Genomic DNA, 10,628 nt, shown 5'->3' with positions numbered 1-10,628 from the left:
CATCGTCGTGCCAGGCATGGGCCACATGATCCATCATCTCGCGCCAAAGCGTGTCATCCAGGCCATCGACCGCGCCTTCGAGATAGGACGTGACAACCGCGTGTAACTGGGCAGGGCGGGACGCATGAGCATGGCACACTACATCGCAATTGAGAGGGTTACGGGACGTGTCTACGGCGACACGGCCCGCTTTGGTCAGGCCGGGGATGTGGCGTCACCTGACGCTGCAGTCTTGCTCTTCGATCGCCATCATGGCCGTGCACCTCGTGGGTTCGGTCACGTTGGGCCAACAAGCACGGCAGCGAGCTATGACGTCTATGAGATCCGATCGTCCGGCTCTCACGTTCCGACGGCCAGCGAGGCTGGAGCACAGGCTCTGGTAAGGGACCACGGATCTTGGGTGGTCGCGCTTGTTAGCTACAACTCCTGATGTGCCTACGACCCCGCAATCGATCGCGTCACGAAAAGGGCCAGGAGTGCACTGGCTCCGACTGATAGCGATGCGATCACCAGCAAATCGGCTTCCGGCTCAAGCCACTTCAAGCCGACCCCAATGTGCCAGGCCTGAAGCCAGAGACCGGCAATGGGAGGTGCAAGCACCAAGGATGTTATGAGGTAGATGCGCCACCTGAACACAGAGCGAGCCTACGCCTGATCGCGTAGAAACGCTATTCCCGCAATAGCTTACGCCTCTATCACGCATGGCGAAGCCGATCAGCGCGACAGGCGAGCAAGGCTCCCGCTCCCATCGGACCAATCGGCTTCAGTCGTGAAGTATCGCGGTTGGCTGTGTGGGCCAGCTATCACGATCAGTTCGGAACGAGGCGGGCACCCCAACTCCGATCTGATGAACGTGGTTTAAGTCAGCGTGGTTAAAGCTTCCTTACCGGGCACCGGAAGGACGTGAAACAAAAAGCTGGGCTTTCGTATATCTGGTCGGGCTGAGGGTCGGCTCGCTGCGCCCTTAGTGACGTTCAACGTCGGGAATACCGTCGTTTTCCTGACACTCAGGTGGTATGCGTCTTATGTATCCTGGTGTGTCTTCGCTTCAGAAGCGCCCTTCATCACCACCGTGCAACAGCTTCGCTATCTGCTCCGCCCCCTGCGCCCGTGCCTTCGCCTCAGATGGCTGCGCACGATCCGAGCGCTGGATCAGCTTGCCATGCTTGCGGATAGCCCACTGCCAGGTGTCCTTGGCTCGTGGGTTCGGCTCGACATCGAGAGTGTACGGGTAGGTGCTGGTGGTCGGCTCAGTCATAACGCGGTTGTGCCATGGGACTCGCTATGCGTCATCCGTCACAACCCTCAGGATGGCTCCGGACAGCCAAAAGCAAGCACAGGCGGAGCGCCCTGCCTCACGACCCAGGCCGCAGCCGGCATCATCAAGCCGCACACAAAAGCTGCCGGCTCACTGCTTCAAACTTCGGGACGCACGGCTTGCGTGCCCGCTACATCACGACAGTGGCCAATCGGAGCACGGATCTAACGCGGATCATAGATCGGTCAGGGCATCAGGCACCTCAAAGGATTGTCGGGCCGAAAGCAGAATACGTGTTATGAGACTACTTATCCTGCATCAAAGGTCTGCCTGCTATGGATGTCGTTCTCACTCCTGAGGGATCTACGGGTAGAGCGTGGACCTTGAAAGACCGCCTCGGGCGGAGCCTTGGCAACATCACCAAGCCCCAAAACGGCAACGACTTCGAAATTCAGCCTGATGCATTCGGCCTCCTCAAAAGTGTAAAACGGCGTCACCCATCTCTCAATGAGGCCATGTCTGCCATCGCAGGCGTCACGAATGGTGCCTGTACGCTTGATAGCCGCGACTGGGGTTAGGGCCGCAAATCTCGGCAATAGGCCCCACATCTGACGCAACAGCCAAGGGATTGCACAGGCCATGATCGAGTTCTTTGACCGAGAAGGGCAGGAGGCAGCATTTTGCCATGATGGGCAGTCCCTCTACCTTTGGAACGGTAAGCCTGCAGCCTTCATCCACGATGATAAGGTTTATGCCTATGACGGCCGCTTCATTGGTTGGGCGGACAGAGGCTGGATCTCGGATGAGAGTGGCGAATGTCTCTTGTTTGAGCGCGATGCCGTTGGTGGCCCACAAAAACCGAGCCGTCTGAGAAAGACCACACCAGGGCCAAGAGGCAAGAAACCACCGCGCTGCGCACTGCTTCCTACGCCACTTGGCCAGGCGAGCCTTGCAACTTGGTCAGACCATGCATTCTCTGACCTAGTCTAGGGAGATAGAGCGCAGTCCGTTTACAGGCTTGAAACGGAGCCATCAGATGGGTTGCGTGCCACCCAACGCGGCACACGTCCAGTTGGAGTCTGTAGCAGACAGCAGGGCGGACTTGCCGTTCGATATGTTATACTGCCGGTATGACGAAGCCTCCTGCGCACCCCTTCACGATCCATATCGCGCCTTCCAAGCAGTTGCGCAGCACCTTCGTGTGGAGCATCGCGCGGAGTGGGGCGGACCGGGAATATGCGCTGCTCACCTACGCCACCCCCGAGGAAGCTCGTCAGCCTGGTAAAGTGGTCCTGGATGGGATGATTGCGGCGTGGCACCATAAAGCGCTTTAGGGCACGCAATGGATCGCGAATGATCCGCTTGCCCATCTCAGCATAGATACATGGGGTCTAAGTGGCTGCCCAGAGATCGAAGGGGGTGATTGGCTGAGTGGTAAGCCGTTCCAGGCGGGCCAATCCTTGCTCAGTGACCTGCCACGTCGCGAACACCCCACCGATATGAGGGCCTGCCTGCTCGCCGATCCACCGAACATCGCCCCCGCTCTGAAGAGCGCAGAGGCGGCTATGGTCGCTCGGCCAGGAGCGATCTCGTTCACGCTTGATGGAAATCCGACCAGCGACCGCTTCAGCGGCTTTCGTTAGAAGGCGGCGCTCATGATTGACCAGCATCTTGTCTCTCCGAGGAAGACGCGCGGTACAGATACGCATTTTCTACGCAGAACCTTAACCATAAGGTGGCCCTGGTTGGCAACTTGGTCTGCTTGTGTCTCGGATCTCGCCCGCATCATGGATCAGAGCGGGCACCGCAACCCGTGGACGATGGTCTGGTACATTCCGAGCTCAAACGCCTTCAAGGATCATTAGGAAGCGGGCTTCTGTAAGCAGACACTTTCTACTGCGACCGCCGCAGCTAGCCTGATCAAAAACTTTGTAGGCAGCTAGTTTATCTGAGGATATCTGTAGACAATCATCTGTATATTTCCATCGAGTATCTCGGCGGATGTTGGCTGAACCCCCAGAGACTTTTCGTCGACACACTTCTGAGCATGAATTTTTGCTGAGTCTAGATCACCGGTCCAAGGTATTGAACCTAAGGCATTTTTTTCACGACGAACAATTATCCGGAACATTTTGGATCTCCAAAAACACAGGCGTGATGTACACGAATGTGAAGGGGCTGGACACAATTTAATATTTTAATATTTAAATTAAATCACCTGCCGAAAATATTGTTGAGGCCAATCCGTGAAGGCGGCGTGTTCAGCGCAGGGCTTCCGAAGGACAGGCTCGGGACTGCCTGAACGAAACGACTGCGCTTCCCTCAGCATCGGTTCAGTGGTTGGGGCTCAGCCTTTGGTTTCGCCGGTCAGCCAAGGCTGAGGTCGGACGCCAACAGGGTTCAGGTCATGATGCGCGTGAAGGTGCTCGGAATAGCTGCTGTGATCGCTTCCGGTCTCGGCTTGGCGAGTTCGGCCCAGGCAGCTTCCCTCTCGTTCAACTCCTTCGAGCAGACCCGCAATGACGGTGTGGTCGAGTATGTAGCTGGAGGCTGCGGCCCTGGCTTCCATCCCAATCCATGGGGCCGCTGCCGGCCGAATGACCGTGGCTATGGCTACGGGGACTATGGCTACGGTGGTCCCAGGCGGTTCTACGAGGGACGGCCCTACGGCTACGGAGAGGGCTATCGACGCCGTGGTGGCTACGAGTACGACCGTCCGCAGCGGTTCTACGACGGCTACTGAGGACATCGGCGAGGTGTCCGGTCGTGCGGGGACGGATCATGAAAGCGGGGTCGTGCACGCGAGATGTCTGCTTGATGCGTGAGTGCCAAACGGCACGGCGTTCCGGCTAAGAGGGACCTAGATCAAGATCACTGAACAAGTCACGGCCAGCCGCCATTCGACGGAGACCGCGCAAACCCAAGTGAATTGTGCCATGAACACTCGCATTACTTCTGCTGTTGCTGCTGTCGTCCTGAGCGTTAGCGCGATGGCTTCGCCCGCTCTGGCCCAGAGCTACACTGCTCCCGCTGGCATCGCTGCCGTGGCAGCGCCTGGTGACCTTGAGGGCCGCAGCTACGACGACATCACGACCGGATCGATCCGAACCGTGCGTGGCCATGACTCGGCCCAGGAAGGCAACGCCAACCAGCCGAGCTTCCTCGTCCAGCAGTATGGCCAGACCTCCGGCGGCACGGCTCGCTAAGTCCTCAAACGATTGAGACGACCGACGGCGGGGCAAAAGCCTCGCCGTTTTCGTATCGAGGGTCATGCGGCTTTCCCTCTGCCACGCCACGTTTCAGCGGCTTTATGCGCGAGGGTCACGGCCTCTTCGATCCAGGCTGCGTCGGCGTTGGTGACACGTACCAACCCCTCTAACGCCTTGAGGCGATCACGCTCGGCCTTGGTCAGGAAGCGACCTCCGAACGCCTTCGGAATTGTCCAGTCGAGGGTGAGGGCGTAGCCAGCGGCGCGGCTCCACGGCTCGACCCGCTGTGTGTCCCACAGGCGCATCCCCGGCCGGCTGCAGGGCGCGGAAGGATCACTGTCCTTGGAGACGGACGGCGGCGAGGAGCGTTTCGGCGCAGCCGCCATGCTGCTTCTAAATGGCGAGGCTTCGATGGCCTCCGCGAGAGCGTACCAGTCCAACCCCGCTACGGTGAGTGTCCGGCCGATTGCATGGGCCGTCGCGACCACCTCTCCATCATGCTCGCTGGCAAGGCGGGGCAAGAGCTTGGCGAGGCGGTCCAAGGTAGCGGCCGGGATCTTGGGGGAAGCCATACGATCCTCTCAGGCTGAACCGGCGAGGCGGGCGAAGCTGACAAGGATCTGGAGCCGGTCGGTCGGTACGAGGCAGTTCAGGGCGACGCTGGCGGGCTCCAGAGCCATCGGGTCGGTCTCAGCTCAGGCTAGGACGTCTTTCGGATGCGAAAGAGTATTCCGGGAGCAGGTTCCGTCTGTTGGCCTGCGTGCAGCCTTACGGTCTACACGATAGAGAAGCAGGCGACCGCCTAACGGCGCGAGGTCGCCGCCGCAATAATCACCCGCTCACGCAGAGTCTGGCTTTAAGGACGACCCATGCTTCGCCCCTCCTGGAGCGACTAATGAATCAGCACCACAGCACCGCGCGAACCCCATCAAGCGGACCTAGAAAGAACGGAGAACGCTTAGAAGTCCATCCCGCCCATACCGCCACCCATACCGCCGCCTGGCATCTGCGGAGCCTCCTTCCGCGGGGCCTCGGAGATCATAGCCTCGGTCGTGATAAGAAGCCCAGCGACCGACGCTGCCCCTTGCAAGGCAGCTCGGACAACCTTGGCCGGGTCGACAATGCCAGCTTGAAGCATGTCGACGTACTCCTCCGTCTGAGCGTTGAAGCCATACGTCGCAGACGAGTTTGCCAGGATCTTTCCGACCACGATCGAGCCTTCGACGCCTGAGTTCTGCGAAATCTGGCGGATCGGAGCTTCAAGTGCCTTCAGCACGATTTTGATGCCGGCCTGAACGTCTGGGTTGTCGTTCTTCAACCCCTCTGCCGCGGCCTTTGCACGAAGGAGAGCGACGCCGCCGCCGGGCACAATGCCTTCTTCAACCGCAGCGCGCGTCGCATGAAGCGCGTCGTCAACGCGGTCTTTCTTCTCCTTGACCTCGACCTCAGTCGAGCCCCCGACGCGGATGACCGCAACACCACCTGCGAGCTTGGCTTGACGCTCCTGGAGCTTCTCACGGTCGTAGTCCGAGGTAGTCTCCTCGATCTGCGCCTTGATCTGCGCCACACGTGCTTCGATGTCGGCCTTGTCGCCCGATCCATCGATGATCGTGGTGGTCTCCTTATCGATACGCACCCGTTTGGCGTGACCCAGCATCTCAAGGGTGACGTTCTCCAGTTTGATGCCGAGGTCCTCGGCGATCATCTGACCCTTGGTCAGCAGGGCAATATCCTCAAGCATGGCCTTACGGCGATCGCCGAAGCCTGGTGCCTTGACAGCCGCGACTTTGAGGCCGCCGCGCAGCTTGTTCACGACGAGCGTGGCAAGCGCCTCACCCTCGATGTCCTCGGCGATGATGAGCAGCGGCTTACCCGTCTGAACCACGGCTTCAAGGATCGGGAGCAGCGCCTGGAGTGAACCGAGCTTCTTCTCGTGGATGAGGATGTAGGGGTCCTCGAGATCGGCCAGCATCTTCTCCGCATTCGTGATGAAGTACGGGGAGAGGTAGCCGCGATCGAACTGCATGCCTTCGACCACATCGAGCTCGGTCTCGGCCGTCTTCGCCTCCTCGACGGTGATGACACCCTCGTTGCCGACCTTCTCCATGGCGTGGGCGATCATCTCGCCGATTTCCTTGTCGCCATTGGCCGAGATAGTGCCGACCTGGGCGATCTCGGCGGAGGAGGCCACCTTGCGGGCGCGCTCACCAATATCCTTCACGACCGCCGCAACAGCGAGGTCGATGCCGCGCTTCAGGTCCATCGGGTTCATGCCGGCGGCCACGTACTTCACACCCTCGCGGACGATGGAGGCAGCCAGAACGGTCGCCGTCGTTGTGCCGTCGCCGGCAATATCGCTCGACTTCGAGGCCACCTCGCGCACCATCTGTGCGCCCATGTTCTCGAACTTGTCGGAGAGCTCGATCTCCTTGGCGACGGTGACGCCGTCCTTGGTGATGCGCGGCGCGCCGAACGACTTCTCGATGACGACGTTCCGGCCCTTGGGACCCAGCGTCACCTTTACGGCACTGGCAAGAAGCTCAACACCGCGCAGCATCTTCTCGCGGGCATCGGCAGAAAAACGAACGTCTTTGGCAGCCATGGGAAAAGTCACTTCAATGTTAGCTTGGCCCCGAGGCACACCACATCGGGCGCCTCAAGGGGCAGCGTTGGCAGATCGCGCGCGGGTGTATGGCCCTTAGGCGACGACGCCCATGATGTCGGATTCCTTCATGATCAGGAGGTCCTGACCGTCGAGCTTGACCTCGGTGCCGGACCACTTGCCGAACAGGACGCGATCACCCGCCTTGACGTCCAGCAGGTTGACACGACCGGCTTCGTCACGGGCGCCGGGGCCGACGGCGACGATCTCGCCCTCTTGCGGCTTCTCCTTGGCGGTGTCCGGGATGATGATGCCGCCCTTGGTCTTCTCTTCGCCTTCGATACGGCGGACGACGACACGGTCGTGCAAGGGGCGAAAGTTCATGGTTGAGTTCCAATCTCCCTGCCGATGATGTCGGACCGGTACGGTCTAATCATCGCAAGGAAGGCGGCTGCAGAAAGATTCACAGCCGCCCTGCACGAGACGTGCTTAGCACTCAATGAGTGAGAGTGCTAATGCGCTGCAGCCCGGGATGTGGAGCGGCTCAGGGATAGCGACACCTGGTGAGATAGACGGCTCGCCTCAGCGTTTTACACAAGACCTGTAACTTGTTTGAAAAGTCGCTTATCTTCTCGCTTTAGCTTTGCGAGCCGCGTAGCGGGTGTCCCGCGCGAGCTTCTGCTCCACCTTTTCTGCGGCTTGGCGCTCGGTTTTTTCGATTGCTTGACGAGCTATCTCAACGGCAGCGCGCTCTTGCGCGGCAGCGGCCTCCCGCACGCGGTCAGCCTCTGTCGAAAGGCGCAAAGCCTCACGATCTGCTGCCCGGATCTCACGGGCTTCCGAGATAGCTTCACGCGCAGATTGTCTAGCGACAACTGCCGGGTCATCAGTTGCAGGTCGCGCACGAAAACGAGCTAAGGTTTCTTGACGTGCCGTCTCCGCGGTTTGAAGGCGACCAGATAAAGGGTCTTTTTCGAAATGGCTCACACATATTCCTTGCGCGATTGGCTAAATCGCTGAGGGCAGAATCAATAAAAGCCGCTTCCAACACGACGACCGGCTAGCGCTTGTTGGCTGCCTTCACGGCGTTGCCAACGACGTCCTTGGTGGAGGGGGCTGACGCGTTCGTCTTTGTGGTTTCCTTTTTCGGCTTCTTGCTCTCGCGGTTTCCGCGCTTGCTCTCTTGGGCCATGTCGGTCTCCTGTGCGCCTACGGGCGCGGCACTCGTGAATGTCGGTCTGCCTTCCTGGAAGGATCAGACCCTTCCGGGGCCTTCCGCTCCGACTAGGCGAGGACGAGTTCGGCTTGGGACACGGCGCGCTCGCCGGACGCCGACTTGATGCGGTAGCAGGGATTTCCGTCGCGATCCTCGGGCATCAGGCGGATCACCTCGTAGGTGTCGCCCCGCGCGTTGCGATCCGATGCCTCGCTGGCGCGGGACTGACGGACGCGCTGACCGAGCTTGAACTGGTGGGACATGGTGGTTGGTCCTTCCGCTGGACGCGGTGGGAAGGCGGTGCCTTCCACTCGACACAGGTCCAACCCCTCGCACGGGTCAGGCTCTGGGGCGGCCCCGCCCCCTTCAAGATGGGACTTCTTCGTGTCGGGTGTAAGGGCTAACGGCGCCTCGGCGGCGCAATAGTAGCCGTATCCTCAACCTGCGGAGCCGGCTGAACCAATGATACAACGGACTGCGGGATAGAAAAATCACCCCGCCAAGACATTAGTCTTATCAAATTGCCTGTCTGATATGCGATCGTTTTCTTGGCATACTGTATGTATGCATCCGACGCATCCAGGAGCACTCAGAGCTTCAACGGCGGTCTTCGCCGCCGTGGAGTAGCTTCTTAATCGCCTCAGCTCCCTTAGCTTTTGCTTTTGCTTCGGAAAAGAGCGCTCGATCCGATTATTTGAACAGCGCGCTACGTTTGCGTAAGGTCGCGAGGAAGGTCAGCACTAAATTTTTCTGGTGAGCGGTATCGCTGAGGTGGAGAGCAGAAGCTCCCCTTGTAGAGGCCGGTGTTGACCGCCGCCGAACTATTTCCGACCGAAGCCTAGTATCATGCTACAAGAAATCCCGGTTCGTATAGCGATCGGGCGAAATGATCGCCATGGCGTCAGTCTGCATCATAGCTGTAGAGGTCGGCGGCTACGCTGAGATCTTGGTTCCTGCGTTCCCAAGACCGCCGGAGATCACCAAACATGCTGACATGACCGGCGGACGGCAGCTTCTGATCCTGCAAGCGTACGTTCGTGATCGATTTCAGCGCTTCGTAGGGGTTGCTGATGACATCGCCAGCGTGTTCGAGGGCTCCCATAGTCTTGATGGCCTTCACTTCCTCGAAGGCCTCTACAACGCCTATGACGGCCTCGTTGATGCGGATCGATCGCTGACAATCTTCAGCAGTCCGATGTGCGTCAGCTTTGCCTTAGGAAGTGAAAGCTTTTCACTGCGGCTTCGGAATACGATACGGCAGAACGCTCCGTATAATGGTCAGTGGACTCCTTGCGGCATGAAGATGGTGCTGGGGGAAAATCGAGCAGGGCATTAGATCGAATCGTAACACCCCCTTTTTCAAAGGTTCTTGAGCGAAGCCGCCTCAGGCCCTTGCCGCCGGTTTTAGGGACTCGAGGCTACTGGCGATGACAAGCCTGACCACGAGGCAAGCGGCATGATCCCCGCGATCGTGTGCCCCCTTCTGCTCTCGAACGTGAGCACCTGGGACTTTCTCCAAGGCTTCCCCCCAGCCATACGCGCCACTATCGTCGCGCGAACAGGGCATCGTTTCGATTGCGCCAAGTCTCGTCGGAAAGCCACTTGTAATCCTGATCCGGCATAAGAGGAATGCTCCTTACCTCCGAGAGAGGAAGGGGAAGGAAGAAGCTATCCCGTTCCTGCGACACCTTGAGGGAACGGATCGGCACCACGATGCTGTCCTTACCAGGTGTGAAGAAGCCACCCGATGCAACGATGGCGTAGTCCCGGCGATCCTTGGTCTCGAAGATGACGTTCCTTACCTCGCCGACGATCCGGTCGTCGGAGCTCCGAACTTCCGCACCGACGATTTGGTCCGCCCTCAACCCGAGGACGAGAGCGTCGACATCGACGAGCGGCAAGGCGCCTTTTTGATCGCGCCGACCTTCCGTCGCCCCCCGACGAACCTTCGGGTCCCGCGCCGCCATCTGCTCCTCGGCCGCATCCTCGTCGTTGTCGCCCAGGCTCGTCATGGCAGGTCCAACGATTAGTTCGCGAATGTTGGCCATCAGACGTTCGCAATCTGCATGGCGTCCATAGGACCACAGCGTGAACGCCGCGTCCCGCAGGCTACGAAGATCTTTCACGGTCTGGCGATTGGCAGACCCGCGAAGGTCAGGCTTTTGCAGAATGGCTTCCTCAAGCTTGGCATCCGCAATCTGACACTCGGCAAAGGCTGCGCCGCCTCCAAGCGTGCAAAAAACCGCAACAGCGAGGACAATTGTAATTACCCACCCCCTTGCGCGGGGTGGGTTTCGCTGATTCCCTCGTGGGATGGGTCGTATCGATCTTGAGCGGCTGAGC

The 10,628-nt window shown here is 59.5% G+C and carries 12 protein-coding genes; 4 read left to right on the top strand and 8 right to left on the bottom strand.

Annotated features, from left to right (window positions below):
* Nucleotides 1-1,048: 1,048 nt before the first annotated feature.
* On the bottom strand, nucleotides 1,049-1,258 hold the full coding sequence (locus CRT23_RS26560) for a hypothetical protein (protein ID WP_103712514.1): 210 nt from the start codon (nucleotides 1,256-1,258) through the stop codon (nucleotides 1,049-1,051).
* Between the two features lie 639 nt (nucleotides 1,259-1,897).
* On the opposite strand from CRT23_RS26560, the gene CRT23_RS26555 reads away from it, so the two are divergent.
* From CRT23_RS26555 to CRT23_RS26535, 3 genes are all read left to right on the top strand, one after another.
* The gene (locus CRT23_RS26555) at nucleotides 1,898-2,248 is read left to right on the top strand and encodes a 4-fold beta flower protein (protein WP_103712513.1); all 351 of its coding nucleotides are present in this window, start codon (nucleotides 1,898-1,900) and stop codon (nucleotides 2,246-2,248) included.
* A 1,417-nt stretch (nucleotides 2,249-3,665) separates the two neighbouring features.
* On the top strand, nucleotides 3,666-4,001 hold the full coding sequence (locus CRT23_RS26540; protein ID WP_103712511.1) for a hypothetical protein: 336 nt from the start codon (nucleotides 3,666-3,668) through the stop codon (nucleotides 3,999-4,001).
* 247 nt (nucleotides 4,002-4,248) lie between these two features.
* Nucleotides 4,249-4,464 carry a hypothetical protein gene (locus tag CRT23_RS26535; protein ID WP_245436615.1) on the top strand — a complete coding sequence of 72 codons (216 nt, stop codon included), beginning with the start codon at nucleotides 4,249-4,251 and terminating at the stop codon, nucleotides 4,462-4,464.
* 62 nt (nucleotides 4,465-4,526) lie between these two features.
* On the opposite strand, the gene CRT23_RS26530 is transcribed toward CRT23_RS26535, so the two are convergent.
* The 6 genes from CRT23_RS26530 to CRT23_RS26510 form a co-directional block, all read right to left on the bottom strand.
* Nucleotides 4,527-5,039, bottom strand: coding sequence for a hypothetical protein (locus tag CRT23_RS26530; protein ID WP_103712509.1), 513 nt, complete (start codon nucleotides 5,037-5,039; stop codon nucleotides 4,527-4,529).
* A 386-nt stretch (nucleotides 5,040-5,425) separates the two neighbouring features.
* Entirely contained in the window at nucleotides 5,426-7,069 is a 1,644-nt protein-coding gene (groL, locus tag CRT23_RS26525; RefSeq protein WP_103712508.1) for a chaperonin GroEL, read from the bottom strand.
* 96 nt (nucleotides 7,070-7,165) lie between these two features.
* Nucleotides 7,166-7,453, bottom strand: coding sequence for a co-chaperone GroES (gene groES / locus CRT23_RS26520; RefSeq protein ID WP_103712507.1), 288 nt, complete (start codon nucleotides 7,451-7,453; stop codon nucleotides 7,166-7,168).
* 240 nt (nucleotides 7,454-7,693) lie between these two features.
* Nucleotides 7,694-8,056, bottom strand: a complete 363-nt coding sequence (locus CRT23_RS26515; RefSeq protein ID WP_103712506.1) for a DUF6481 family protein — start codon at nucleotides 8,054-8,056, stop codon at nucleotides 7,694-7,696.
* Nucleotides 8,057-8,129: 73 nt separating this feature from the next.
* On the bottom strand, nucleotides 8,130-8,261 hold the full coding sequence (locus tag CRT23_RS29695; RefSeq protein ID WP_280952021.1) for a hypothetical protein: 132 nt from the start codon (nucleotides 8,259-8,261) through the stop codon (nucleotides 8,130-8,132).
* Nucleotides 8,262-8,353: 92 nt separating this feature from the next.
* Nucleotides 8,354-8,548 (bottom strand): hypothetical protein, encoded by a 195-nt coding sequence (locus CRT23_RS26510; protein ID WP_103712505.1) that lies wholly within the window; start codon nucleotides 8,546-8,548, stop codon nucleotides 8,354-8,356.
* 623 nt (nucleotides 8,549-9,171) lie between these two features.
* Between CRT23_RS26510 and CRT23_RS26505 the strand changes: the two genes are divergently transcribed.
* Nucleotides 9,172-9,621: a hypothetical protein gene (locus CRT23_RS26505; protein ID WP_103712504.1), complete on the top strand. Its 450-nt coding sequence runs from the start codon at nucleotides 9,172-9,174 to the stop codon at nucleotides 9,619-9,621.
* A 208-nt stretch (nucleotides 9,622-9,829) separates the two neighbouring features.
* Here CRT23_RS26505 and CRT23_RS26500 read toward each other — a convergent pair whose 3' ends face one another.
* A complete protein-coding gene (locus CRT23_RS26500; protein ID WP_245436617.1) occupies nucleotides 9,830-10,552 on the bottom strand; it encodes a PRC-barrel domain-containing protein in 723 nt (240 codons plus the stop codon).
* Nucleotides 10,553-10,628: the final 76 nt, after the last annotated feature.

It is taken from the genome of Methylobacterium sp. V23 (genome assembly GCF_002917135.1).
Classification (GTDB): Bacteria; Pseudomonadota; Alphaproteobacteria; order Rhizobiales; family Beijerinckiaceae; genus Methylobacterium.
This window is presented reverse-complemented; position numbering and strand designations above follow the sequence as displayed.

Coding starts and splice junctions, on each gene's coding strand:
- CRT23_RS26505 (WP_103712504.1), top strand. CDS start 9,172: ATGATCGCCATGGCGTCAGTCTGCATCATAGCTGTAGAGGTCGGCGGC.
- CRT23_RS26535 (WP_245436615.1), top strand. CDS start 4,249: ATGGCTTCGCCCGCTCTGGCCCAGAGCTACACTGCTCCCGCTGGCATC.
- CRT23_RS26540 (WP_103712511.1), top strand. CDS start 3,666: ATGATGCGCGTGAAGGTGCTCGGAATAGCTGCTGTGATCGCTTCCGGT.
- CRT23_RS26555 (WP_103712513.1), top strand. CDS start 1,898: ATGATCGAGTTCTTTGACCGAGAAGGGCAGGAGGCAGCATTTTGCCAT.
- CRT23_RS26510 (WP_103712505.1), bottom strand. CDS start 8,548: ATGTCCCACCAGTTCAAGCTCGGTCAGCGCGTCCGTCAGTCCCGCGCC.
- CRT23_RS26560 (WP_103712514.1), bottom strand. CDS start 1,258: ATGACTGAGCCGACCACCAGCACCTACCCGTACACTCTCGATGTCGAG.
- CRT23_RS26530 (WP_103712509.1), bottom strand. CDS start 5,039: ATGGCTTCCCCCAAGATCCCGGCCGCTACCTTGGACCGCCTCGCCAAG.
- groL (WP_103712508.1), bottom strand. CDS start 7,069: ATGGCTGCCAAAGACGTTCGTTTTTCTGCCGATGCCCGCGAGAAGATG.
- CRT23_RS29695 (WP_280952021.1), bottom strand. CDS start 8,261: ATGGCCCAAGAGAGCAAGCGCGGAAACCGCGAGAGCAAGAAGCCGAAA.
- groES (WP_103712507.1), bottom strand. CDS start 7,453: ATGAACTTTCGCCCCTTGCACGACCGTGTCGTCGTCCGCCGTATCGAA.